At 34.8% G+C, this 25,178-nt stretch carries 20 protein-coding genes; 4 read left to right on the forward strand and 16 right to left on the reverse strand.

Annotated features, from left to right (window positions below):
* Nucleotides 1-51: 51 nt before the first annotated feature.
* The 4 genes from lpdA to truA all read right to left on the reverse strand — a co-directional run bounded on the left by lpdA (nt 52) and on the right by truA (nt 5,176).
* A complete protein-coding gene (gene lpdA / locus IRZ78_RS06990) occupies nt 52-1,440 on the reverse strand; it encodes a dihydrolipoyl dehydrogenase (RefSeq protein ID WP_194615842.1) in 1,389 nt (462 codons plus the stop codon).
* A gap of 449 nt (nt 1,441-1,889) precedes the next feature.
* The gene (locus tag IRZ78_RS06995) at nt 1,890-2,486 is read right to left on the reverse strand and encodes an NUMOD4 domain-containing protein (protein WP_228520395.1); all 597 of its coding nucleotides are present in this window, start codon (nt 2,484-2,486) and stop codon (nt 1,890-1,892) included.
* 131 nt (nt 2,487-2,617) lie between these two features.
* Nucleotides 2,618-4,372: an ABC transporter ATP-binding protein gene (locus IRZ78_RS07000; RefSeq protein WP_194615843.1), complete on the reverse strand. Its 1,755-nt coding sequence runs from the start codon at nt 4,370-4,372 to the stop codon at nt 2,618-2,620.
* 69 nt (nt 4,373-4,441) lie between these two features.
* On the reverse strand, nt 4,442-5,176 hold the full coding sequence (gene truA, locus IRZ78_RS07005; protein WP_194615844.1) for a tRNA pseudouridine(38-40) synthase TruA: 735 nt from the start codon (nt 5,174-5,176) through the stop codon (nt 4,442-4,444).
* 377 nt (nt 5,177-5,553) lie between these two features.
* On the opposite strand from truA, the gene IRZ78_RS07010 reads away from it, so the two are divergent.
* Nucleotides 5,554-6,048: a metallophosphoesterase family protein gene (locus IRZ78_RS07010; protein WP_194615845.1), complete on the forward strand. Its 495-nt coding sequence runs from the start codon at nt 5,554-5,556 to the stop codon at nt 6,046-6,048.
* Nucleotide 6,049: 1 nt separating this feature from the next.
* Here IRZ78_RS07010 and IRZ78_RS26115 read toward each other — a convergent pair whose 3' ends face one another.
* The 3 genes from IRZ78_RS26115 to IRZ78_RS07025 all read right to left on the reverse strand — a co-directional run bounded on the left by IRZ78_RS26115 (nt 6,050) and on the right by IRZ78_RS07025 (nt 7,740).
* Nucleotides 6,050-6,256, reverse strand: a complete 207-nt coding sequence (locus tag IRZ78_RS26115; RefSeq protein WP_347349817.1) for a GHKL domain-containing protein — start codon at nt 6,254-6,256, stop codon at nt 6,050-6,052.
* Between the two features lie 628 nt (nt 6,257-6,884).
* Nucleotides 6,885-7,100, reverse strand: a complete 216-nt coding sequence (locus IRZ78_RS26120) for a response regulator (RefSeq protein WP_228520396.1) — start codon at nt 7,098-7,100, stop codon at nt 6,885-6,887.
* Nucleotides 7,101-7,326: 226 nt separating this feature from the next.
* Nucleotides 7,327-7,740 carry a DUF4293 domain-containing protein gene (locus tag IRZ78_RS07025; protein WP_065450460.1) on the reverse strand — a complete coding sequence of 138 codons (414 nt, stop codon included), beginning with the start codon at nt 7,738-7,740 and terminating at the stop codon, nt 7,327-7,329.
* 181 nt (nt 7,741-7,921) lie between these two features.
* On the opposite strand from IRZ78_RS07025, the gene rho reads away from it, so the two are divergent.
* Entirely contained in the window at nt 7,922-9,826 is a 1,905-nt protein-coding gene (gene rho / locus IRZ78_RS07030) for a transcription termination factor Rho (RefSeq protein WP_194615846.1), read from the forward strand.
* A gap of 265 nt (nt 9,827-10,091) precedes the next feature.
* On the opposite strand, the gene IRZ78_RS07035 is transcribed toward rho, so the two are convergent.
* From IRZ78_RS07035 to IRZ78_RS07065, 7 genes are all read right to left on the reverse strand, one after another.
* The gene (locus tag IRZ78_RS07035; protein WP_194615847.1) at nt 10,092-11,108 is read right to left on the reverse strand and encodes a M28 family peptidase; all 1,017 of its coding nucleotides are present in this window, start codon (nt 11,106-11,108) and stop codon (nt 10,092-10,094) included.
* Between the two features lie 6 nt (nt 11,109-11,114).
* Complete coding sequence (locus tag IRZ78_RS07040) at nt 11,115-12,089, reverse strand: DUF3667 domain-containing protein (protein ID WP_194615848.1); 975 nt, start codon at nt 12,087-12,089, stop codon at nt 11,115-11,117.
* 252 nt (nt 12,090-12,341) lie between these two features.
* Nucleotides 12,342-13,115, reverse strand: a complete 774-nt coding sequence (locus IRZ78_RS07045) for a dienelactone hydrolase family protein (RefSeq protein ID WP_194615849.1) — start codon at nt 13,113-13,115, stop codon at nt 12,342-12,344.
* A gap of 99 nt (nt 13,116-13,214) precedes the next feature.
* Nucleotides 13,215-15,416 (reverse strand): penicillin acylase family protein, encoded by a 2,202-nt coding sequence (locus IRZ78_RS07050; protein WP_194615850.1) that lies wholly within the window; start codon nt 15,414-15,416, stop codon nt 13,215-13,217.
* Nucleotides 15,417-15,418: 2 nt separating this feature from the next.
* Entirely contained in the window at nt 15,419-16,282 is an 864-nt protein-coding gene (locus IRZ78_RS07055; RefSeq protein ID WP_194615851.1) for a cyanophycinase, read from the reverse strand.
* Nucleotides 16,283-16,294: 12 nt separating this feature from the next.
* The gene (locus tag IRZ78_RS07060; RefSeq protein ID WP_194615852.1) at nt 16,295-17,764 is read right to left on the reverse strand and encodes a M20/M25/M40 family metallo-hydrolase; all 1,470 of its coding nucleotides are present in this window, start codon (nt 17,762-17,764) and stop codon (nt 16,295-16,297) included.
* A 21-nt stretch (nt 17,765-17,785) separates the two neighbouring features.
* Nucleotides 17,786-18,238 carry an Lrp/AsnC family transcriptional regulator gene (locus IRZ78_RS07065; RefSeq protein ID WP_194615853.1) on the reverse strand — a complete coding sequence of 151 codons (453 nt, stop codon included), beginning with the start codon at nt 18,236-18,238 and terminating at the stop codon, nt 17,786-17,788.
* Between the two features lie 221 nt (nt 18,239-18,459).
* On the opposite strand from IRZ78_RS07065, the gene rocD reads away from it, so the two are divergent.
* Together rocD and IRZ78_RS07075 are read left to right on the forward strand one after the other, a co-directional pair.
* The gene (rocD, locus tag IRZ78_RS07070) at nt 18,460-19,713 is read left to right on the forward strand and encodes an ornithine--oxo-acid transaminase (RefSeq protein WP_194615854.1); all 1,254 of its coding nucleotides are present in this window, start codon (nt 18,460-18,462) and stop codon (nt 19,711-19,713) included.
* 319 nt (nt 19,714-20,032) lie between these two features.
* The gene (locus IRZ78_RS07075) at nt 20,033-20,494 is read left to right on the forward strand and encodes a DUF1810 domain-containing protein (protein WP_194615855.1); all 462 of its coding nucleotides are present in this window, start codon (nt 20,033-20,035) and stop codon (nt 20,492-20,494) included.
* A 76-nt stretch (nt 20,495-20,570) separates the two neighbouring features.
* Here IRZ78_RS07075 and IRZ78_RS07080 read toward each other — a convergent pair whose 3' ends face one another.
* Nucleotides 20,571-21,965, reverse strand: a complete 1,395-nt coding sequence (locus IRZ78_RS07080; RefSeq protein WP_194615856.1) for a RagB/SusD family nutrient uptake outer membrane protein — start codon at nt 21,963-21,965, stop codon at nt 20,571-20,573.
* Nucleotides 21,966-21,975: 10 nt separating this feature from the next.
* Nucleotides 21,976-24,984: a TonB-dependent receptor gene (locus IRZ78_RS07085; RefSeq protein ID WP_194615857.1), complete on the reverse strand. Its 3,009-nt coding sequence runs from the start codon at nt 24,982-24,984 to the stop codon at nt 21,976-21,978.
* Nucleotides 24,985-25,178: the final 194 nt, after the last annotated feature.

The raw sequence follows: 25,178 nt of genomic DNA on the forward strand, positions 1-25,178 counted from the left end.
TGAAAATAATATGTAACTCGCATCAATGCATTGGCATCAACACAATATTTTCTACAAGTGAATTACTTCGCCGTAAGCATCAGCTACAGCTTCCATAACAGCCTCGCTCATTGTTGGGTGAGGGTGAATAGATTTAAGGATTTCATGACCTGTAGTTTCTAGTTTACGGGCAACAACTGCCTCAGCAATCATATCTGTAACACCAGCACCAATCATGTGGCATCCTAACCATTCTCCGTATTTAGCATCAAAGATTACTTTTACAAATCCGTCAGCGGCACCGGCAGCTTTTGCTTTTCCTGAAGCTGAGAATGGGAATTTACCAATTTTTAATTCGTATCCTTTTTCTTTAGCTTGTTTCTCCGTTAAACCTACAGAAGCAATTTCTGGAGTTGCGTAAGTACAACCAGGAACGTTTCCGTAATCGATTGGGTCTACGTGTAAACCTGCAATTTTCTCCACACAGTTAATTCCTTCAGCAGATGCTACGTGAGCCAAAGCTTGTCCTGGAGTAACATCTCCAATTGCGTAGTAACCAGGAATATTAGTTGCGTTGTAAGCGTTTACTAAGATTTTATCTCTGTCAACAGCGATTCCAACTTCTTCTAAACCTATGTTTTCGATGTTTGTTTTAATTCCAACTGCAGAAAGTACGATGTCAGCTTCAAGAATTTCTTCTCCTTTTGCTGTTTTTACAGTTGCTTTTACACCAGTTCCACTAGTGTCAATTTTCTCAACAGAAGAGTTGGTCATAATTTTTACTCCTGCTTTTTTCATAGAACGCTCCATTTGCTTAGAGATATCCTCGTCTTCAACAGGAACGATATTTGGCATAAATTCTACAATAGTAACTTCCGTTCCCATTGAGTTGTAGAAATGAGCAAATTCAACTCCAATAGCTCCAGAACCTACAATGATCATAGATTTTGGTTGTGTTGGTAATGTCATTGCTTGTCTGTAACCAATTACTTTTACACCATCTTGTGGTAAGTTTGGTAACTCACGAGAGCGAGCTCCGGTTGCAATGATAATGTGATCAGCGCTATATTCAGTAACTTTATTGTCTTTATCAGTAACGTCAAGTTTTTTACCTGGTTTTAGTTTTCCAAAACCTTCAATAACGTCAATTTTGTTTTTTTTCATCAGGAACTGAACGCCTTTGCTCATTCCGTCAGCAACACTACGGCTACGTTGTACTACTGCAGGGAAATCTTTATCGAATTCAGAAACTTTTAATCCGTAGTCAGAAGCGTGTTTTAAGTAGTCAAAAACCTGAGCTGATTTTAGTAATGCTTTTGTTGGGATACATCCCCAGTTCAAACATACACCACCAAGGTTTTCTTTTTCAACTACAGCTACTTTAAAGCCTAATTGCGAAGCTCTAATAGCTGTTACATATCCACCAGGACCACTTCCTAAAACAATAACGTCGTATTTCATCTTTTTGGTTTTTAGTATTTATTATCGAAAATGAAGTTTAATTCCGAAACTCATTTTTCGATTTATTCTTTTGTTATTTGTGATTGCGAATTTAAGGATTTATTTTAAAAAACACCTGAAATTTTATTTTTACCCGTACTGATTTTGATCTTTTCACAGAAACTTAAGTAACTGTTAATTGTAAATTGTGAATTATGAATTGAAAAATCAGATTTTAGAAACGAAATCTCAAATTAAATTGTTTGTCAGAGTAAGCGAAGTTGAAGCCCTTTGTATCAATAAGCTCTTCGATTTCGCAAACGATAAGCTTGATAAAAATAATAGCCACATATTACAAGGATTAAAATGATTAAAAAAATCAGTGTTAATCTGGGTAATCTGTGGCTAAATAAATTTATTGTTTATTCATCTCAGCTTAAATCTAAAGGCTGCAATCTAAAATCTAAAATTTAAACTTTTACGTGTCCCCAGTTTTCACCGCTGGCAATACGTCGTATTTGCATTTCACTTACGCCAAATTGTTTGGCGATCATTTTTAGACGGGTTTTTTGTTCAGGGCGCGCTAGGATTTTTTTGATTAACATTACTTTGGTAGTCGTTAATTTTCTTCCGTCGGCTTTTAGGTTGTGTTCAATCAGATTCTTTTTGGCCTGAATTACACGGGGACTTTTGCGGCTGTGTGCCATCATTTCGGCTTTTGTAGCCCAACGTAAATTGTTTACATCATCGTTGCTTCTGTTATAATCCAGATGCAATACATAAGTCTGTTCTTCTGATGTTTTTGGGATAAAATATTGGGCAACTAATTTGTATAAAAAAAGGTATTTATTAACGATTTTATCGTCTTTTTTAACCTTAAATCTAAAAGTTGGGTAACCATCACTTAAACCGCCTTTTAAAAGACGTCCGTTTTGTATTTCGTCAGAAAAGCTTATTAAGCGGCCTTTATTTGAAATGGCGTATCTAAGTTGTAATGAGGCATTTATTTCTATTTCTTTGAACTGTTCGTTTGGATAAAATCTGTTTTGTGGCATTTTCGTTTTCATTTGAATTTTGTCTCTCAAAGATAAATAATTCAAAAAAAAGGAATGCTATCCCTTTGACTGTGAAGCATCAGTTTTATGATTCCTATAACGCTAATTTAACTTTTTTAAGAATTTTTTTAGCATTTCAAATTTCAATTAGCGACCGAAAATTGCGAGTCGTAGAGGTTTTTGTAATATCCGTCGACTTTATTCAGCAATTCCTGATGCGTTCCCTGCTCAACGATTAACCCCTTATCCATTACCACAATCTTATCTGCATTTACAATTGTCGCCAATCTATGTGCGATAATAATCGAAGTTCTTCCTTTGGTAATCGTTTCTGTCGCACGCTGAATCAATTCTTCAGAATACGTATCTATAGACGACGTTGCCTCATCCAAAATCAAAATACTCGGATTACTCACATACGATCTTAAAAACGCAATTAATTGACGTTGTCCGGATGAAAGCATCACACCGCGTTCCTTAACATCAAAATCATAATTATCCGGCAAACTCATGATAAAATCGTGTACGCCAATTTTCTTTGCTGCATCGAGCACTTTCTCGCGCGTAATTTCGGGATTATGCAAAGTAATGTTGTTGTAAATCGTATCGGCAAACAAAAATACATCCTGTAAAACCACCGCAATTTGTTTTCGTAACGAAGCCAGTGTATAGTTCTCTATATTATGACCATCAATAAATATAGTTCCGCTATTGATCTCGTAAAAACGATTCAGCAAATTGATGATTGTTGATTTTCCTGCGCCTGTAGAACCTACAATAGCCACCGTTTGTCCTGAAGCCACAGATAAGTCGATACCTTTTATCACTTCCTCTTCCGGGATGTAACTAAAACGAACATTCTTAAATTCGATACTTCCGTCAAAAACAGGAGCTTCAAGCGTTCCCGTATCCTGAATATGATCCTGCGTATCTATAATATCAAAAACACGATTGGCAGCAATCATTCCCAATTGCATCTCGTTGAATTTATCCGCAATCTGGCGCAATGGGTTAAACAACATACCAATAAACATTGTGTAGGAGAATAAATCACCAAAAGTCGTAAAATGATCGCCGTTCAAGATTTTAAATCCACCATAAACTACCACTAAACCTAAAGTAATCGAAGAAATAATATCGGCAATCGGGAAAAAGATCGAGTTATATAAAATCGTTTTTATCCACGCCACCCTGTGTTTATCGTTGATGACTTTAAAATTATCAGCTTCAATTTTCTCACGGTTAAAAAGCTGTACAATCTTCATTCCCGTAACACGTTCCTGTACAAATGAGTTCATGTTGGCAATTTGTGTACGTACTTCCTCAAAAGCCACCTGCATTTTACGCTGAAAAATTCGGGTAATAAAAACCAGAATTGGCATTGCAACCACCACAATCCAGGTCAGTTTCCAGTTCATGTAAAACATAAAAATCAGCACTACCAGCATTTTCATCAAGTCGCTAATAATCATGAACAATCCCTGACTAAAAATACGCGCGATCGATTCAATGTCAGATACTGATCTGGTTACCAGTTGTCCCACCGGAACCAAATCAAAATATTTCATTCTAAAACTCAAAATATGCTTAAAGAGTTTCGTACGAATGTCTTTTACAATATCCTGACCTAGCCAGTTGGCCCAATACACAAAATAAAACTGAGAGAAAACCTCCATCAAAAGAACCACTCCCATCAATACAATGTACATCAGCAACCCTTCCTTATCATGTGTCTTGATATAGCCGTCGACCGTTTGTTTTAATAAATAGGGGCGAAGGGCTGCAAAAATCGATAAAGAAACTGCAAAAATAATAACGCCGTAATAGCGCCATTTATAAGGTTTGGTATATTTTAAAATTCGTTTGAATAATCCGGTATCAAATGCTTTTGCTTTCATTTATTTTTTTAAGCTTTAAGCTTTAGGCTTTAGGAGTTAAGCTTACTGCTTACTGCCTACAGCTTACAGCTATAAATAATCGTAATCAATTTCAGTTAAATATAATCCGTGTGCCGGCACCGAAAACCCGGCTTTTTCTCTGCTTTTACTGGCAATAATATTTTCAAAATCGGTTAGGGAAATTTTATGTAAACCAATATTGACCAAAGTGCCTACAATAGAGCGAACCATATTTCGTAAAAAACGATTTGCCGAAATAGTAAAAATCAGGTTCTTATTTTCTGTTTTCCAGTACGCTTCAAAAATCGTGCAATCAAATGTGTTTACATCTGTATTTACCTTCGAGAAACATTGAAAATCCGTATGATTCAGTAAGATTGTCGCGGCTTCATTCATCAAATCTACGTCTAATTTTTGATTAAAATACCAACTCAATTCCTGCAAAAATGGATTTTTAACAGTATTGATATGGTATTCATACGTTCTCTTTGTGGCATCAAATCGACAATGCGCTTCGTCCTGAACCAGAATAATATCAAAAATCGCAATGTCTTTTGGCAAATACGAATTCAGCTTATGTATTAAAGTCGGCACATCAATTCGAGTATCAAAATCAAAATGAGCATACATTTCCCTGGCATGAACACCAGTATCAGTTCTTCCGGCACCCATTGCATTGATAGGCGCATTTAGCAAAACCGAAAGGGCTTTGTTTAAAGTTTCCTGAACAGAAGAAGCGTTAGGCTGAAATTGCCATCCATGATAATGTGTTCCGTTATAGGCAAATTGAATAAAATATCTCATTTTTAAGGGACAGAGGTTCTGAGGTGCAAAGGTACAAAGATTTCTTTATAGGTTCAAAGTTGCAAAGGGACAAAGGTTTTTTACATTGTAAATCGTAGAGACGCACAGCATTGCGTCTAAGGTCTTTGTAGGTTCAAAGGTTCAGAGATGCAAAGGCATAAAGGTTTATGATATTGTAAATCGTAGATAGGCATAGTAATGTGTTTAAGATTTTGAAAAATTAGTTACGTTTCTACATTGATAAATCTCAAAGAAAACCTCTGCACCTTTGTTACTTTGGGCCTTTGGACCTTTTTTTAGAAAAAAACCTTTGTATCTTTGCTCCCTTTGAAAAAAAACTTAGAACCTTAGTATCTTAGCAACTCAGCCACTTAGTAATGAAAAAAATCCTCCTCCTTTCCGACACTCATAGTCATATTGATGATACTATTTTGAAATATGTAAATCAGGCAGACGAAGTTTGGCATGCAGGAGATATTGGGGATCTGAATGTTACGGATACTATAAAAAAACTAAAACCTTTGCGTTGCGTCTACGGCAATATCGATGATGCACAAGCAAGACTAGAATTTCCGTTGCATAATCGTTTTTTATGCGAAAATGTTTCTGTTTGGATTACTCATATTGGGGGTTATCCCGGAAAATACAATCCGGCTATTAGAGAAGAAATGGCACTGAATCCGCCTAAATTGTTTATCTGTGGACATTCGCATATCTTAAAAGTAATGTTCGATAAAAAGAATAATTTATTGCACATGAATCCCGGGGCGGCAGGAAAAAGTGGATTTCATCAGGTAAGAACCATGTTGAGATTTGTAATTGATGATGATAAAATAAAAGATCTCGAGATTGTAGAAATCGGCAAAAAATAATTTAATGAGGCAGCGGTATTTTTATCTTAATCGAAGTTCCTTCATTGGCTTTTGAAACAATTGATAAACTGCCTTTGTATTTTTTAGTTAGGGCCCTAATCCGGTTCAGGCCAAAACCTTCGGCTTCGTTCAGTTTTTCGGTTTTAAAACCTTTTCTGTCATCAAGTATCGTAATGATAAAATAATGGTTGTTTTCATATAACGTGATCTGACCTTTTTTGTGTCACCGTGCTTAATGATATTGCTGAATAATTCGGATACAACAAAATAGACCTTCATTTCGAATTTTTTGACTTTCCTGTCTGCAAATTTTGATTGTATCAATTCCTGCATTGATAATATTAAGCAATATTTTTTTGTTTGGTATCTTTTCTCTTGATCTTTTGCTTGAGTTTGTTGTTCTGATAAAAAAAATAAAATAAAAATAAAATAATGATAACCAGAACAGTAGATAGGCTAACTATTTTTTATTTCGCAATTGTTCAAATTTTCCAACCTCAGTAAGTTTACTTTTCGAATTGCGTTATTATTGCTGTTTCTTTTGAAGAAATAGATTGGTTTTGTTGGCTAGATAAAGTGTTTCCGCTTACAATACTGAATAAAAGCAACAATAGAAGAACTCTAATTAAAACATAACTCAAATGTGAATTTTTCAATAGATTTTCAATCTCTTAATACAACTAGGAGGTATTATTCGCAAAGCTATTAAAGATTATCTCCCGCACAGCATTACAAAATTATTCCAGCTCCTGATAAACTGCTTCCATGGCCTCTATGATATTTTCGCCTGCGCACTTTTTTGTGAGATATACTTTTGCTCCCAATTTCATTACCTCCTATATGATTTTTAAATCATCGTAAATAGACAAAATAATGACTTTGCACGGAAATTCCTTTTCACTAAACTCCTTTAATACTTCGATACCATCTTTTTTGGTTATACTGATATCCAGGACCAAAATGTCGGTATTGTCTTGAATGACATTATTATAGACAGTTGTACCGTCCAATGAATTGCCTACAACTTCAAAGTTATTTACCGTTTGCAGCAAATTGGTAAGACTATCAGTAAGTACTTGATGATTGTCAGCAAGAGGTATCCTTAAGTTCCTGTGTTATGTTTTGGACTGAAAATTTAATTTATCAAAAATTATCCTATGGGATTATTTACTAGGCTTGTTTTAACGATTCCATCAAATTCATCAAAATGTAAGGTACAAAAAAACCCGAATTATACAATTCGGGTTCTCTTCGCACAAAAAACTTAAGTTTATAGGTTTATCTCAAACGATCTACAGATTTTACAAGATCTTCATCCTTCTTGATGGCCTTATTAGCTAAAACTAATAATACGATAGCAACAATTGGTAGAAACATCCCAATACCTTTCTCTGAAACAGCTAGTGTTTCTCCAGATAAATTTAGAGAACGATATACAAACAATCCTAATAAAATTAAATTTAATATTATGTTCAGTCTGTTCATTACAAACTGATTTTGTCTTTTTTTATATGAAATAATACTAACAATAGTAAGCATAGTACTTAATCCAACTATTACATTATATATTGGATCTTGATTAAAGTAAAATAATGCTCCCCCTTTTAATGTCCATAACGGAATAAAAAGCATCAAAACACTTGTTGCAATAAACGTAAGAATTAAATAAACGGTTTGAATTCGTTGTATCATGGTGTAAAATTGTTTTACAAAAATATATTTTCTTTTTTTAAAATACTATTGTATGATTAAATTTTATTCGTATTATTGCATCATAATACCGTAAGCACTTCATACTGCGGTCAATCGAAAACTATTATCTACCTATCTTTTTACAGTATTCCGTTAAAATAATTAAATTCATAGAACATTCATGTTTGATATTTCTGCATTAAAAGAAATGAAGCTTTCTGAGCTTCAAGAAATAGCTAAGTTAGCTAAAACTATAAAGTTTACTGGTGTCAAAAAAGAGACCTTAATCAGTCAGATTTTAGCACATCAGCAAACCACTGTAGCACCGTCTCCTAGTGCTGTAACTGAAAAGGAAAATGTCGATGATAAGCCTAAAAGAGCAAGGATTGTTCCTGTGAAAAAAGCAGCTATTAGTAAAAATGCTCCAGTCTTAGAATTTGATACCATAGAGGAAACTGCGGAAAAAACAGAAACTCCTGTCGTTGTAAAACAAGCTCCGGCAGCAAAAATAACTTCATCAGCCAAAATTGCTCCTAAAGCCAAACAGGCACCAATAGCAAAAGCAGCTGCAGAAATTACGGAAGTAACAGAGGCTCCTGAAAATTCAGAAGTTCAGGAAACTCAGGAAAATGCGACAGTAGAGAAAAAAGGACCAAAAATCGTAAAATTCAATAAATCAGCATACGAGAAAAAAGTCGCTTTGCAAAAAGAAAAAGAAGCCACAAAAGAAGGAATTCCGGAAGGCGAAGCTGCAGCAGAAACTTCAACTGCTGAAAAAACAGAAGCACCAATTGCAGTTAAAAAGGTCAATCCGAACCAAAATAAAAATCCAAACCAGAATCCAAACCCAAATCAAAATCCAAACCCGAATGCTAATCCAAATGCAAATGGTAACGGAAATGGGAATAACGGGAATCAAAATCCAAATCATAAAAACAAAAAGAATAATTTCAGAGATTCAGACTTTGAGTTTGACGGAATTATCGAAAGTGAAGGTGTTCTTGAAATGATGCCGGATGGTTATGGTTTTTTACGTTCATCAGATTATAATTATTTAGCCTCTCCGGATGATATTTATTTATCAACCTCACAAATCAGATTATTTGGTCTTAAGACCGGAGATACTGTAAAAGGAGTGGTTCGTCCTCCTAAAGAAGGCGAGAAGTTTTTCCCATTAGTTCGTGTACTTAAAATCAATGGTCACGATCCTCAGGTGGTTCGCGATAGAGTTTCTTTTGAGCACCTGACACCAGTTTTTCCTTCAGAAAAATTCAAATTAGCCGAAAAAGGCAGTTCAGTTTCAACCCGTATTATCGATTTATTTTCTCCAATAGGGAAAGGACAACGTGGTATGATTGTCGCTCAGCCTAAAACGGGTAAAACAATGTTATTAAAAGACATTGCAAATGCAATCGCAGCTAATCATCCTGAAGTTTATCTTATTGTTCTTTTGATCGATGAGCGTCCTGAGGAGGTTACAGATATGCAACGCAGCGTGCGTGGAGAAGTAATTGCTTCTACTTTTGACAGAGAACCACAAGAGCACGTAAAAATTGCAAATATCGTTCTTGAAAAAGCAAAACGTTTGGTAGAATGTGGTCACGATGTAGTGATTCTTTTAGATTCGATTACACGTTTGGCAAGAGCTTACAATACAGTTCAGCCAGCATCAGGAAAAGTATTAAGTGGTGGTGTTGATGCGAATGCATTACAAAAACCAAAACGTTTCTTTGGAGCAGCAAGAAATGTAGAAAACGGTGGTTCATTAAGTATCATTGCAACTGCATTGACAGAAACCGGTTCTAAAATGGATGAGGTAATCTTTGAAGAATTTAAAGGTACCGGTAACATGGAACTTCAGTTAGATCGTAAAATTGCCAACAAACGTATTTTCCCTGCAATCGATCTTACTTCGTCAAGTACACGTCGTGACGACTTATTATTAGACGAAAAAACATTACAAAGAATGTGGATCATGCGTAAATATCTATCAGATATGAACCCGGTAGAATCTATGGATTTTGTAAACGAGCGTTTCAAGAAAACAAGAAACAACGAAGAGTTTTTGATTTCTATGAATGACTAAGGAGAGGGACAAAGGTTCAAAGTTACAAAGATTCTGAGGTTTTCTTTTTGGGATCTATAATATAAAAAAAGGGATGAGTTTTTAAAACTCATCCCTTTTTTGTTTGGGGAACTTTACAAAATGTATAGCTTTTTTTGTAAGTCAAGAAATCTTCTCGATTCTACAAAGACGTGCTGTGCGTCTCTACTGTAAAACTTTTGCAAATCAGAAATTATCCATTTCGAAAAAAAAACTTTGTCTCTTTGAATCTTTGTTGCTTTGAGCCTTACTTCTTATCCACTACTGGTCTATTCTCTCTATTGGCTAAATCCCAGGCGATTGAAAAAGCTAGTTTTGTTCTTTTGGTTAAAGCATCGTACTCAATTTTTTCTGGTTCGTCGCCTTTTTGGTGATAATCTTCGTGAACTCCGTTGAAGAAGAATACTGAAGGAATACCGTGTTTTGCAAAGTTATAATGATCAGAACGCTCGTAAAAGTGGTTTGGATCTTTAGGATCATTAAATTTAAAATCTAAATCTATTTTGGTGTATTTTTCGTTTTGAGCCACTACAATATTATGCAAATCACTTGATAATCTGTCGGCACCAATTACGTATACGTAGTTGTTTGTTTTAGCATGTTCTACATCGCGACGGCCAATCATATCGATATTTATATCTGCAATAGTATTAGCGATAGGAAACAATGGATTTTCAGAATAATAACGAGATCCGTGTAAACCGTGTTCTTCGCCCGTTACGTGCAAAAATAAGATAGAACGTTTTGGCCCGTGCCCTTGTTTCTTAGCTTTTGCAAAAGCTTTTGCCATTTCTATAACGGCTACTGTTCCTGATCCGTCATCATCGGCTCCGTTATAAATTTCGCCATTTTTGATACCTACATGATCGTAGTGAGCAGAAATAACCAATACTTCATCCGGCTTTTCAGAACCTTCAATATAAGCCCAGATATTCTCTGAATCCGGTAAGTTTTCGTTGCGTCTTGCGTTTAGGAAAGCGGCAGGAATATGTTGGTAATAATCTGTTGCCCCTTTAGGAAACGAAATTCCGCTTTTCTTGTATTGCTCGATCATATAAAGACCGGCTTTTTTTTGTCCCTTAGATCCTGTTTCGCGACCTTCCATTTCATCAGAAGCAATCACGTACAACATAGTTTTCAAGTCTTTTTCGCTAATAGATTTTATGTATTTGCTAGGGTCCGAATTGTCTTTTGATGCAGCCGACTGCATGTTTTTACACGAAAAGGCAGTACCAATTAATAATAGAATTATAAGTTTTTTCATTGTTGTTTAATGTAAGTTTACAAATGTGTAAAAAGCGTATAAGATTAGTAAAAATAGAATAAAAAAGGAGTTAATAAAAAACAAAGCCACACTTTTTGCAAACGATACCCATCTGGTTTCTCCATAAAAACGATGATGTGCCGGATAAAAATAATAACTCATCCAGATAAAGCCCACAAAGTCAGTAATGTGCGAAATAAAAATCAACGGATTGTCTTCTCCAAATAGGCCTACCAATTTTCGAATGATAAATAAAATCAGGAATATTAAAAGTAAAAACGAAAAATAATGCAGCGTAAATATGCCATGATCAAAGTAATACCATTTCTTTTTATTGTGAAAAAGCCACAAAAAGAAAGCAAAGAATGGCATAATAATAAATAAGACTTTCGGGATATTATGAACGAATGATTCTGTAAATTTTTCGATCAGATCCTTTTTGGTATTATGTTCTTTTACATATTGAACCTTTTTAATTAGCCAGTAACTAAAGCTGTCTAATTTCTTTTCCTTAGGTGCAAACTTTTGTAATGAATCTACTTCTTTGGTAAAACTGTCGAAATCATTGCCGGGTTCAAGATCATTGAGGTTTCCTGTAAAGATATTTTTGGGAATTTCTTTTTTATCGGTTTTATGATTCTTATCTGAAGTTATAATTTCTTTATGCCCCGGAAATAATGCAATCATCAAAAAAGTAACAAAACTGATAAAGATATAAAGCCGAACAGGAGCAAGGTAAGACAATCTTTTTCCGCAAAGATATTCTTTAGTTAAAATGGCGGGTTTAAAAAGTAAATTACGAATCGTTTTCCAGAAAGCATTTTCGTAATGCGTTAAATCTTCAAAGAAATGAATAAATAAATGATGAAATGTTTTTCGCGAATCTGTGTTTTCCTGCCCGCAATTGGGACAAAATTTTTGTTCGACAACGTGCCGGCAATTCAGGCAGGTTTTGTCTTTTCTAATCGGACTGTGTGACATTGGTTATTCGTTGGTTTGTTTTTGGTTGTTATTTTTTTGCCCGCGGATTTTACGGTTTAAAGGGTTTGCGCTGTTTTTTTTGTTACGAATTGCACGAATTAATTTTATTATAATCAGCGAAAATCTGTTTAAATCCGCCTTATCTGTCTGCTATTTTTTTTGCCAGAGATTCCTCGGATTTCCACAATTTTTTAAATAATTATCTGCGTAAATCTATTTAAACCCGTAAGATCCGAGGGATATTAAAAAAGTTTATTTTTTCAATACTTCATTCAGGAAAAGTTGTAAGTGCTCAAATGATCTTTTTGCTGCAACTGCATTGTATGCAGCTCCTTTTGAGTTGTCGTTTCCAGCTTCCGGATTAGTGAACGAGTGAACCGCATTCGCATAATAAATCATTTGCCAATCAGCTTTTGAGTCGCGCATTTCCTGTTGAAAAGCAGTGATTTCTTCCTTAGACTCAAACGGATCGTCTGCACCATGGCAAACTAAAACTTTTGTAGTAATAGGTTCAACCGGACGGGCTGCATCTTTGCCCAGGCCTCCGTGAAACGAAACAACGCCTTTTAGATTCAAATGTCCGCGGGCAGCTTCAAGAACTCCGGTTCCTCCAAAACAGTAACCAATAGCTACAATGTTATCAGCATTTGCTCCTGATTTTATTAATTCTTTTAGGGCTGAATCAATACGCTTTTGATAGATTTCGTAATTTTTTTTGTAGTAACCGGCTTGTTTTCCGGCTTCGGCAGTATTTTTAGGATAGTTTCCTTCTCCATAAATATCAGCGATGAAAACACTATAGCCAAGTTTCGATAAATTCTCTGCAATGTCTTTAGAGGCTTTGTCGATTCCTAACCAGGCCGGTAAAAGTAAAATTCCCGGATTTGGACTGCTTTTTTTAGCAGATTTTATAAATAATCCATTTAATGCCTGAGAACCGTCTGTATATTTTACAGCTTTTAATTGTGCATCTATAGTATTAGAGAACAATATAGTAGCAAATAAGAGTAGGGCTGAATTTTTCATAGTTTTACAATTTTTAACAAATATCTGAAATAATATGTTACAAAAAAACCTCGAAATGTATTTCTTCCGAGGTTTCTTAGTTAATTTACAGCTTAAAAATCATTCGCCGGGATGATATGTTTTTTCGGCATTTTTAATTACATCTTCTTTATAAAACAATACTTCTTTAAATTGCCCTTTTTGATACATTTCGGACTGATCATTAAAATGTTTTGAATTTGGATCTCCGCTGTTTCCTCCTGCCAACAGTGATTTTGCTTTTATTCTGGAACCAAATTCTACTGCACAAACAAAACTATTTCCGTTGTAGCCATATCTTTTTTTGGAATCTTTTTGATAACTGCTTTTAAAAGAAGGTAAACTTCCCCACGAACCAGGACCAAAAGTAATTGGTAGGCTTGGTTTTGAGTCATCGTATTTTAGATCAATATCGCCATTGAAACGTTGAAAACGGTTGATTTCACCCCAGGCTACTTGCCAGGTTCCCCAGTTTGATTTTAAATTTTTTAAAACTTCCTGTAATTGAGGAATTAACTGTGATACAGTAGCAGTCTGAGCAAAGTTTTTGGTATTCTCGACCTGATCCAATTCGCCCTGATCAATGTAAGCTTTTAAAATAATAGGATCTAATTTATAAGCCCATTCAACGGCTAATGTGGTGGCTATTGAATTTTCTTTGGCATAGTAGTCCCAATTTTTTAAGATTGAAATTGGTTCGATTAATTCTGCATATTCCGGATCCGAAGGTCTTATGTTTTTTTCGAAAACAGCAACCAGACTCGGAATCAAAATCTCAAAAATAGACAGTTTAGTATCATATCCCTCAGCAATGACCTTATCTAAAGTATAATGATTTCCTTTGCTAAAAATACGAACGGCATTTATTCCTCTGAAATTTTCTCCATCAGGTGCCATATAAGGTAAATAGTTTTCCCTTTTAGGGCTATTTTCTCCGGCAACGGAATACGGGGTTGAATTACAATTTTGCAGCCAGCCGTTTACCGGATTATAAATATGAACAGTTTCGTTCACTTCATGCAAACCTTTCCATTGTGTTGTTGAAACTGAACCATCTACGACTTTTGCCCAATTGAGGTTTTTGTCTCGTATTGGGATAAAGTTGCCGTGCCAGTAGGCTATATTTCCTTTGCTGTCTGCATAAACGGTATTGTTGGATGTGTTGGCTTTTAGATCCATTGCTCTTTTATACTCTTCAAAACTTTTTGATTTTGTTCTCACCCAACTTTGAATCAAACTGGTCATCGAGCGATTATTTGATTTCAGACTAATCCATTTTTTATCACGTTTGGCCATAACCGGCCCGTTGTTGGTAAAATACGTTTTGAATTTTTTAGGAATTAGTTTTCCGTTTTCGGTATACTTTATAGTGATTTCTTTTTCGATAACAGGTAATAGCTTTTTATCGAATTCATAAAATAATTTTCCGTTTTTATTGGTGATTTTCTCCGCGTACATATCGGCTACATCTACGTTTGATGAGGTATGCATCCATCCGCAATTTTCATTAAACCCCTGATAAATAAAAAATTGTCCCCAGGTAACGGCTCCGTAAACATTCAGGCCTTCTTCGCTTGTGATCTGAACTTCGGGTCTGAAATAAAAAGTAGTATGAGGATTGATGTATAAAATGGCATTTCCGTCAGCAGTTTTTGAAGGTGAAAAAGCAAATCCGTTGGAACCGGTTTGTACATTTTTTTCTCTTTCTACATAAGCCACTTTATCATTATTTCCGGAATAAAAAGCTTTCAGTTCTCCTGTCGAAAGATCGGCAGTACTTATGGCACCGATACTTCCGTCTGTCCAGAGTAAGGGAAACCAAGGTTCAAAATGCATTAGAAGTACCGGCTTTACTTCCGGATGTTTGTACAAATAAAAATTGATAGCATCTGCGTAACTGTTTAAAAGTTTTTTAAGCCAGGCCGGAGCTTTCTTATAATCTGATTTTGCTTCTTCAGTATCAATTAAAAGTCGAATTTCTAAATCATTGTATAAAACCGATTGTCCTTTTATTTCAGATAAACGCCCTAGTTTTTCGATATAATTCATTTCAATTCGTTTAAAATCATCTTCGCACTGCGCATACAATAATCCGAAAACAGCATCAGCATCGGTTTTCCCGTAAACATGCGGAATTCCCCATTGATCCCTGACAATCGAAACTTGTTGGGCTAATTTTTCCAGACGGCTGACTTCTTTTACATTGATTTTTTGCGCAGACACCTGAAAATTGACACAACAAAAGACAAAAGCAAATTGTATTATTTTATTGTAATTGAACATGATTATTTGATATTAAATTTTTGTCCGGCGTTGTAAATACTCATTTGAAGACTTTCAATCGAAATTAGATTGTTCTTTTTTGCTTTTAGAATTCCTTTTGGATTTCTTACTACGATTACTTCGCTGTCTCCGGCTACTTCAATTTGATTATTTCGAACTATAATTGCCGTTGCTTCATCAATTCCGATTCCTGTTAGTATTGGAAATTCAACTAAAGCAGAAATTAAACGATTGTATCTGTTTCTTTTCAAAAAATGCTGGTCGATAACCGCTGTTTTCAGTAGTCCTAAGCCTTCGCTTGTTTCCAGATTATCATATCGGATATTATCAAAAGTTCCTGAATATTCTTTTTGTAATTTCTGATTTCCGGTGATCATTTTTTCAGACATTACCGCTGCTCCGGCACTTGTTCCTGAAATCGTGCTGCCGTTTTCGTATGCTTTTTGAATGGCAGTTTTTATAGGGGTATTTTGAACGATATTCATAAAACGAACCTGATCTCCGCCACTTATAAAAATTAGTTTTGCTTTTTGCAGGGAATCAGTTAATACTTTATTTTGTGCTGTTTCCTTATTAAAATTAAGCATCACAATTGGGTTCGAAGTTAATTTTACCATTTGTGTTTTAATGAAAATAAACGAACTATCCGGTTCTTCGCTGGACATGGGCAAAACAACGATATAATCTTTTTTTGATAATTCAGCTACGCTTAAAACTTGTTTCATCAAATCGTCAGATCGGTCTCCGCCGCCAATAATAAATAATTTTCCTTTTAGTGTTTGCGCCTGCAGTAGACAACTGATAAATAGGAGCAGAGTAATCATAAATCTGTTAAATGAAAGTCTGAAAAGCAGTTGGTTTTTCATGGTTATTTTGGTTTAGTTATGCTGATTTTCTATGAATTTTAAAAGAGAATTATTGACTATAAATAAAACATCCTGCATTTTATCTAAATCTACTTTTGAAGCTTTATCCTCAGGTGTATGATAATCTTCGTGAAAACCACTAAAAAAAGTCATTACCGGAATTCCTTTTGCGGTAAACGATGCATAATCACTTCCGGAATGTCCATTGGTTTCCCATAAATCCAGCGTAAATGGATTTTGAAGTCTGGCGTTGCTTTCTCCGGCAATTTTCTTTAAATATTCGGTTTCCTTTTGGGTTCCAATACTAAGTATTCGATGTGTTTTATCATTCGGAGAACTTCTCGAAATCATATCCATATTAATGCAGAGCAGAATTTTTTGATCATTTAAATTCTCAACAAAATATTCACTTCCTAAAAGTCCCATTTCTTCTGCAGTCCAAGCTGCAAAAAGAATATTATATTCGGGTTTTATGTTTGATTCTGACCATTTTTTAGCCAAGGCCAGCATGCCCGAAGTTCCGGATGCATTATCATCTGCGCCGTTATAAATAGAATCATTTTTAATTCCTAAATGATCGTAATGCGCTCCGATAATAATAGTTTTTGTAGTGTCTTTTCCTGGAATAAGACCTAAAACATTCGCAACATACGATGTTTCATGTTTTAGTTCTATCGAAAAATTGATTTTTACATTTTTTAAAGAAGTAGAAGTAAGGTCACTTTTTAATGGAATGTTGCTTTTTGAAAAAAGGTTTTCTGCTGCTGTTTTACTAATTCTAAAAACAGGAATCGACGTTGTAATTGCATTTTTTAAAGAATGAAAAACTTCATTTTCTTTGTTTTTTGGAATAAATTTTTTTCTTGTTTCGATAATAATTAAGGCGATTGCACCTTTATTAATTGCGGTTTTTAGTTTGGTTTCTTCTAAATCATTTTCTTCCGGAAATATGTTTTTGAACTTTTTATAGGTTGAAGAAGTGGTATCCTGATCGTCTGGGAATCCGCTTAAAATCACAACAATTTTGTTTTTTACATCTAATTTTTTATAATCGTCGTAGTTTTCTTTTGACACATCTAAACCATAAGATGCAAAAACGACTTCAGCTTGTTTTTTTTGAATATTTGTTGTTGGAGTAATTTCGAAATCTTTTTCAGGAGATAGAGAAATGGCTTTATGATTTCCTCTTTTGATTTGTAACGTTGTTTTTTTTATGGTATGTTCTTCAATTTCAAACAGCTGATAATAATATTCGAAATTATTGTAAGCTTTCAGCTTGTAAGAATGCATTCTTGATGATATATAATCAGCAGCTAAACTGCCGCCTCTTCCATTAGCTTTTCGGCCTTGAAGCGAATCTGAGGCTAAAATAGTTAATGCCTGGGAGAAATCACTTTTGGACGGATTCGAAACAGTCGTTTGCGAAAACAACAATGATTTACAGCAAAGCAAGGTAAATAAAAGCAGAATTCGTAAACGCATATTTTTTAGATTAGAAAATAATTATAAACTAATATTTCGTTTGAAAGCGCAACCCAACTCAATAATCGAATCGGTTTTGGCAATACCGGGTATATTATCGATTTTTTCGTAAAGAATTTTACGCATATGTTCGTGATTCTTAGCAACGATTTTGATGTAAAGTGTGAATGAACCAGTCACGTAATAACACTCTGTGATTTCGGGAATATCTTTTAAGGCTTCGATAATTCGGTCAGAATCTGAATCTTTATTTAAAGTTATTCCTGTAAAAGAAGCCCAATCGAATCCAATTTTCTTTTCCTGAATGATGGGTTTTATTCCGCCAATAACACCTTGTTCGATCATGCGGTTAATACGTTGGTGTACCATAGTGTTTGATATCTTCAAATTGGCAGCAATTGCAGAAAAAGCCATTCGGCCATCTTTTTCCAACTCTTTAATGATGCTGATATCAAATTCGTCTAATATATCCATTGTTTTATCTTGAGTTTAAATTTCTTTTCAGATTTATAAAAGTAATTATTTTTTTGAATAAATAAGAATCAGATCACTTATTAAACAAATATGATTTGATTTTTTATAATGCTAAAAATGTTATTTTTGACTTAAAAATAGTTTTTAAAAGTCAAAACAAATGATTTTAACCTTGTTAATTAATAAATTTTAATACTTTTGTGTTTTAAAAGATATATATCATGATTCATACTGAAAAATCCCTTTCGTCAAAATCAGAAGTTTTGATTGAAAAAGAAAATAAATACGGAGCTCATAATTATCATCCGCTTCCGGTTGTGCTGGAAAGAGGAGAAGGTGTATATGTTTGGGATGTTGATGGAAAAAAATATTATGATTTTTTATCGGCTTATTCTGCGGTAAACCAAGGGCATTGTCATCCTAAAATTGTGAAAGCAATGGTAGATCAGGCACAAAAGCTTACTTTGACTTCTCGTGCTTTTTACAACGATAAATTAGGAGATTATGAAGAGTTTGTAACGAAGTATTTTGGTTTTGATAAAGTACTGCCAATGAATACTGGCGCAGAAGCTGTTGAAACCGCTCTTAAAGTGTGTAGAAAATGGGCTTATGAAGTAAAAGGTATTGCGGAGAATCAGGCGCAGGTTATTGTTTGTGAGAATAATTTTCACGGAAGAACCACTACAATTATTTCATTTTCTAATGATGAAGGGGCTCGTAAAAATTTCGGACCATTTACTGAAGGATTTATAAAGATTGAATATGACAATCTCGAAGCTCTTGAAAAAGCTTTGGAATCGTCAAAAAATATAGCAGGATTTTTGGTTGAGCCAATTCAGGGTGAAGCCGGAGTTTATGTACCATCTGAAGGATATTTATCGAAAGCAAAAGCATTGTGTGAGAAACATAATGTTTTGTTTATTGCCGATGAGGTTCAGACTGGAATTGCACGTACCGGAAAATTATTAGCGGTTCATCATGAAAATGTTCAGCCTGATATTTTAATTTTAGGTAAAGCCATTTCCGGAGGAGTTTATCCGGTTTCGGCTGTTTTAGCAAATAACGAAATCATGAATGTGATCAGACCAGGACAACACGGATCGACTTTTGGAGGGAATCCTGTTGCAGCAGCTGTTGCAATTGCAGCGCTTGAAGTTATTAAAGACGAGAATTTGGCTGAAAATGCAGAACGTTTAGGAATTATTCTAAGAAAAGGTTTGAACGAGATTGCTGAAAGAAATAATCTAATCACGCTGGTTCGCGGAAAAGGATTATTGAATGCCATTGTAATTAATTGTGGGGAAGATTCTGATTTGGCCTGGGAGATTTGCTTAAAATTCAGGGATAACGGATTATTAGCCAAACCAACCCACGGAAATAAAATTAGATTAGCCCCGCCATTGGTGATGACTGAAGCTCAAATTCAGGAATGCCTTGAAATTATCGAGAAATCACTTAACGATTTTAGAGACTAAAAATATTGATTAGATAATTCAAACTAAAAAAGCTGTTCAGAGATGAGCAGCTTTTTTGTTAAGTAACAGTCACAGTTAAGAAACTAAAAACTGGGACTAAAAACTGAGAATGAAAACTATTCTTCACACCATGATATAAATTATATAACAAAGCAGATGAATTGTATAATCTTTTTAAGCGACTTGATAAGTAGTTTTGAATGTCTTTCAAACGAAATTAAAAACGGACTTAAAAAGAGGTTTTATTTAATTTTTAATTAAAGATACAGCAAAGAACCAAAACGGTCTTACTAACTTTTATAAATACAATTCTATTATAATGGCTTACTCAAATAATGACATAACACGTTTTTTAGATGCGCAGAATAAACTTTATTTAACCGCTCTTTCCGAAATCAAAAAAGGAAAAAAAGAAACGCATTGGATGTGGTTTATTTTTCCACAAATACAAGGGTTAGGTACAAGTAACATATCAAAGTATTATGCTATTGCTGATCTTAAGGAAGCTAAAGAATTTCTGGATCACCCTGTTTTAGCAAAACATCTTATAGAAATATCCGAACTTCTTTTAACTTTTAAAAGAAAATCTGCCGAAGGTATTTTAGGAGATTTAGGTGCCCGTAAACTATGTTCGTCTATGACACTTTTCTCTCAGGTCGAAGGAGCTCATCCTGTGTTTCAGGAAATATTAGATACTTTTTTCATGGGGTATTCAGATCAGCTCACTTTGGCTGTTACTACTTCACAAATAATGTCGCCAGCTGTTGAAGCATTACTATAAATTACGCTCAAACGTAAAAAAACGAAAAACCATTCCGTTAAGGCGGAATGGTTTTTCATTTATAAAGTGTTTTGTATTAGTTATTATATCCGGGATTCTGAGTGATTTTTTTGTTGGCATCAGTTTCTTTCAACGGAATAGGAAATACCAGGTTATTGGCATCATAAAGCAGCAGACTTGATCCGTCGCCATCCTCACTAATGTCAATAGAGCGTTTTGTTCTTTTGATATCGTGAATTAAGAAACCTTCCATTCCTAGTTCTAATTCGCGTTCTAATAAAATATCATCTATTGTAACAGCAGATAAATCATCTGCATTTGCTCTTGTTCTGATTGTGTTGATGTCATCTAGTGGCGTATTTCCAACAGTTGTTCCTTGTCTAAGATTTGCTTCTGCTCTTATTAAATACATTTCGGCTAATCGAATGATAGTCACATCAGAAAATTGATCTGTAAATTTAGAAGTCAATATTCTGCCGTTTGCTTCATTCTCATAATTAAAAGTAGCTCTGTCATCCGGGCTGCTAAATTTTTCTAAATAATGATCTCTTATAGAAAAATCCCCACCACGGCCTCCATTATCTTCAGACTGATAAAAGGTATTAGCATCATTTACTCCGGTTTGTTTTGTAATTTGTATAGCAAATACATCTTCGGTCTGATCCGTATCGTGATTAAAGGCTGCAGCATAAGTTTGAGATAATCCGTGGCCGCTATTCTCGATCACATCATTGGCGGCATCTCTTGCCTCGGCATAATTGCCTTGTTGCAGATAAACTCTGGCTAATAATGCTTTTGCGGCATATTTATCAGCATAAAAACTATTGTCAGCAGGAAGATTAGTATAAGCGACATTTAAGCCGTCAATGATGACTTTATAGACTTCATCGACTGTACTTCTTTCTTTTGAAAGATCAACATTAAAATTATAAATCGCATTGGGTCTGATCACAACTCCTAATTGTGTATTGGCCTGACCACTCACATAAGGTTTTGCAAAAAAGCGAACAAGATCAAAATAAGCAAGAGATCTTAAAAAACTGGCCTCACCAATCATTCGGGTTTGTTTGGCAGGATCTTTTACTTTATCGACGTTTTCGATTACCGTATTTGCCGCATTTATTATCTCGTAACATCTTGAATAAGTTCCTTCAATAATTACGTTGTCTGATAACATTGTTTTTATATACATCTGTCTCAGCTCGCCGAAAGTTCCTCTCCATCTAAGGTCAGTTGTATTTAATGAACCACTAACGCCTAATAAATCCGCGTAGAGTAATATTCTTCCTCCATAAGCATTTCCGTTTGCTGCCAGTGCATAGGTTCCGGTAAGTATATTGGTTATACCACCTTCTGTACCAAGTGTGATAGACGCATCTTCGGTTTGTTTAGGGTTGATATCTAATTCATTTTCGCAACTTGCAAAAAGGGCTACGAAAAATATATATAAGATTATTTTATTTGCTTTCATTTTGTTCGTTTTAAAAATTAATATTTACTCCCATTGCAATTGTTCTCGCTGGCGGAGCTGAGTAAAAATCTTCTCCTGCTCTCGGACTGGTTCTGCTGCTGTCATCTCTTCTGGCTTCAGGGTCAGTACCTTCGTAATTGGTAAAAGTAAGCAGGTTCACTGCAGTTATATAAACTCTTAGATTGCTCATTCCCATATCGCTTACGGTTTTTTTAGGTAAAGAATATCCTATGGTTACATTTCTTAAACGAACAAAATCTGATTTATCTAAGTAACGTGTAGAATTCTGCGTTCCGTTTGAACCTCCAAATCTTGCCTGAGGGACATTGGTAATATCTCCCGGTTTTTGCCAACGGTTTAACTGATCAGCTGTTTGATTATCAAAATAATCTGCTGCTGTTGATTGGTATAGTCCCGCCGAATTATAAATACTGGCACCCCATTCTCCCTGAAAAGTAAAGGTAAAATCAATGCCTTTGTAAATGATTGTATTGGTTAAACCGGACATTAAAGTTGGAAACGGATTTCCTGAAATAACTCTTTTCGCTTCACTGTAATCATTAGTGGTACTTTTATCAATACTTCCGTCAGCTTTTATAGTGTTTTTTACAAAAAGAGCATCTCCGGTTTCTGAATCAACTCCTGCATATTGTACTAAGTAAAAAGAAGAAATATTTTCGCCAACTCTGTTGATGGTATAATCTGAAATGATATCTGTATTGTCGTTTGGAAGCGATTTTACTTTAGATTGATTGGTTGTTATATTGAAACTCGTATTCCATTTGAATTCTTCTCTTTCAATGTTTTTTGTGTTTAAAGTAAACTCAAAACCATTGCTTCTGATCTTTCCTATATTCTTGCTGATTGTTCCGGTTGTTCCAGCACCCGCACTTTTAGGAAGCGGTACATCAAAAAGCAATCCGTCAGTATCTTTTTGATAATAATCTGCTTCAAAACTAATTTTGTTTAAGAATCCAATTTCAAATCCAACATCAGTCTGTGTTGATTTTTCCCAGGTAAGATCATTATTTCCAGGCTGGTCAAATGTTAATCCCGATTTTAAATTATACGGATTTGTCTGGTACAATTGGCGTGAAGCAAAGTTTCCAATTTCGGCATTTCCTAGTTTTCCCCAGCTTCCCTTTATTTTTAAATAACTTAAAACAGGATAGTCTTTTAAGAATTCTTCCTGAGAGATTACCCAACCAGCAGAAAAAGCAGGGAAAATTCCAAATTTGTTGTTTTTTCCAAAGCGGGAAGAACCGTCACGGCGTACACTTGCTTTAAAAAGATATTTACCATCATAGCTGTAATTTAATCTTCCAAATTGAGAAACAAAGGCATAATCAGTCTCACTTCCGTGACCTTCGTTTACTTCTGCTCCACCATCAACGGTCTGGAAATTATCGTTAGGAAAGTAAATACTTTGTACATCCTGATATCTTCGGTTGTATTTATTGAATTCCATACCTGCAACTGCATTTATAGTATGCTTTTCTCCAAAGGTTTTATCGAAAGTAAAGTAGTTACTAAAAACATAACTTTCAGTATTTACAGAGGTTGCAAACACGGCTCCGTCTGTAGCCATAAAAGGAGCATTTTTTCCTTGCCAGTAATCTTCTGTCTGACTTAAAAGATCGTATGAAAAATCAGAATTGAATTTCAGAGAGTTTAAAATTTTTAATTCCCCAAATACCTTTCCGGTTACTCTTCTCATGATTGTTTTCCAGAAAGTATTGTCTTTGGCTAAAAGATAATTGGCATATTCTGTGTTAGGATTTGGTGTTCCGTCTGCTAATCTGGCTTGCGAAATTGGGGCCTGTGCAACAGATTGTAATGGAGTTGTAAAAGAGTTATCGTCCTGAACCCTGTCTATTAATGATCTTGAAAAACCAATGTTCATTCCGGCAGTAAAACGATCGGATACTTTGTGCGATAAATTACTTCTAGCTGTTAGTCTTTCTAAGCTGTTGCTGTCTACAATTCCGATTGTTTTATTGTAAGAGCCTGAGAAAAAGTATTTTGTTTTATCATCACCTCCTGATACTGAAAAATCAGCATCAGTAGTATAACCGGTTTTTAATGCTTCTTTTTGCCAGTCTGTATTTACTTCTCCGTTTCTCCAGTCTGTTCCTTGTGATAAATAGTCTAACTCATCTTCTACAGATTCTAAATCGTCAACATTTCTTCCGGCTTCCTGTAACAACGCTACATATTGTTTAGCATTTAACCATTTCTTTGTATGAGTGGCTTCGCTAACACCTTGTGAGAAGTTGATTGAGAAAGTACCTTTTCCTTCTTTTCCTTTTTTAGTGGTAATAATAACTACCCCATTTGCACCACGCGCTCCATAAATAGCTGCAGAAGAAGCATCTTTTAAAACATCGATAGATTCAATTTCGCTGGTACTTAAAGTAAGTAGGGGGTTTGTTGGTGCTCCGTTACTTGATTCATCATCGCTGATTAACGGAATACCGTCAAGTACATACAATGGCTGGCTGCCAGCGCTAATACTTGCGGCACCGCGAACTCTAATATTAATTCCTCCTTCGACTTTACCGTTTGTTTGCGTTACTTGTACACCTGCCAGTTTACCAACTAAAGCATTTTGCAGATTTGAAACTGGTATTTGCTGAATATCTTTTGCAGTTACACGGGCAATATTATCAGTTGAATTTCTTTTAGTTTGTGTTCCATAACCTACAACCAAAACAGCTTCAAGTTCGTTTTGGGTCTCCACTAATTCAATTGTCATTAAATTTGATGCAGAAACCTGAACGGTTGCAAAACTTACATAACTCACAATCAAAATATCTCCTTTGTTAGCAGCTATTTTAAAATTTCCGTCAAAATCAGTCTGAGTGCTTACTTTTGTCCCTTTCAGAACAACATTTACTCCCGGAATTGGTACTCGCTTAGCGTCTGTAACTTTACCAGAGATAGATCCTCCTTGCGCTGCAACTATTTGTATCGATAATACTAATAATAGCCACAAAAAATGCTTTAAGTCAATTTTCATTTTTAAAAAAGTTTTGGATTAGTTCTTTCAAATATCTTAAATAAATGTTAATAAAACTTAAGTTTTTAACATAAAATATCACAATAATATCTATTTTTGTGTTATTTGTAACTTTTAAAAGAAAATATACCAGTATTTCTAAAAATGAATATTTAATATTGATTATTATGTAATGCTTTTAGTTGTTTAAATGG

The organism is Flavobacterium sp. CSZ, assembly GCF_015350725.1.
GTDB lineage: Bacteria > Bacteroidota > Bacteroidia > Flavobacteriales > Flavobacteriaceae > Flavobacterium.

Excerpts from the sequence above, each read along its gene's own strand:
- lpdA (WP_194615842.1), bottom strand. The coding sequence starts at position 1,440 with ATGAAATACGACGTTATTGTTTTAGGAAGTGGTCCTGGTGGATATGTA.
- IRZ78_RS07035 (WP_194615847.1), bottom strand. The coding sequence starts at position 11,108 with ATGAAAAAACTTATAATTCTATTATTAATTGGTACTGCCTTTTCGTGT.
- IRZ78_RS07050 (WP_194615850.1), bottom strand. The coding sequence starts at position 15,416 with ATGTTCAATTACAATAAAATAATACAATTTGCTTTTGTCTTTTGTTGT.
- IRZ78_RS06995 (WP_228520395.1), bottom strand. The coding sequence starts at position 2,486 with ATGAAAACGAAAATGCCACAAAACAGATTTTATCCAAACGAACAGTTC.
- IRZ78_RS07045 (WP_194615849.1), bottom strand. The coding sequence starts at position 13,115 with ATGAAAAATTCAGCCCTACTCTTATTTGCTACTATATTGTTCTCTAAT.
- IRZ78_RS07085 (WP_194615857.1), bottom strand. The coding sequence starts at position 24,984 with ATGAAAATTGACTTAAAGCATTTTTTGTGGCTATTATTAGTATTATCG.
- rocD (WP_194615854.1), top strand. The coding sequence starts at position 18,460 with ATGATTCATACTGAAAAATCCCTTTCGTCAAAATCAGAAGTTTTGATT.
- IRZ78_RS07040 (WP_194615848.1), bottom strand. The coding sequence starts at position 12,089 with ATGTCACACAGTCCGATTAGAAAAGACAAAACCTGCCTGAATTGCCGG.
- IRZ78_RS07025 (WP_065450460.1), bottom strand. The coding sequence starts at position 7,740 with ATGATACAACGAATTCAAACCGTTTATTTAATTCTTACGTTTATTGCA.
- IRZ78_RS07010 (WP_194615845.1), top strand. The coding sequence starts at position 5,554 with ATGAAAAAAATCCTCCTCCTTTCCGACACTCATAGTCATATTGATGAT.
- IRZ78_RS07060 (WP_194615852.1), bottom strand. The coding sequence starts at position 17,764 with ATGCGTTTACGAATTCTGCTTTTATTTACCTTGCTTTGCTGTAAATCA.
- truA (WP_194615844.1), bottom strand. The coding sequence starts at position 5,176 with ATGAGATATTTTATTCAATTTGCCTATAACGGAACACATTATCATGGA.
- IRZ78_RS07000 (WP_194615843.1), bottom strand. The coding sequence starts at position 4,372 with ATGAAAGCAAAAGCATTTGATACCGGATTATTCAAACGAATTTTAAAA.
- IRZ78_RS07080 (WP_194615856.1), bottom strand. The coding sequence starts at position 21,965 with ATGAAAGCAAATAAAATAATCTTATATATATTTTTCGTAGCCCTTTTT.
- rho (WP_194615846.1), top strand. The coding sequence starts at position 7,922 with ATGTTTGATATTTCTGCATTAAAAGAAATGAAGCTTTCTGAGCTTCAA.
- IRZ78_RS07075 (WP_194615855.1), top strand. The coding sequence starts at position 20,033 with ATGGCTTACTCAAATAATGACATAACACGTTTTTTAGATGCGCAGAAT.
- IRZ78_RS07055 (WP_194615851.1), bottom strand. The coding sequence starts at position 16,282 with ATGAAAAACCAACTGCTTTTCAGACTTTCATTTAACAGATTTATGATT.
- IRZ78_RS07065 (WP_194615853.1), bottom strand. The coding sequence starts at position 18,238 with ATGGATATATTAGACGAATTTGATATCAGCATCATTAAAGAGTTGGAA.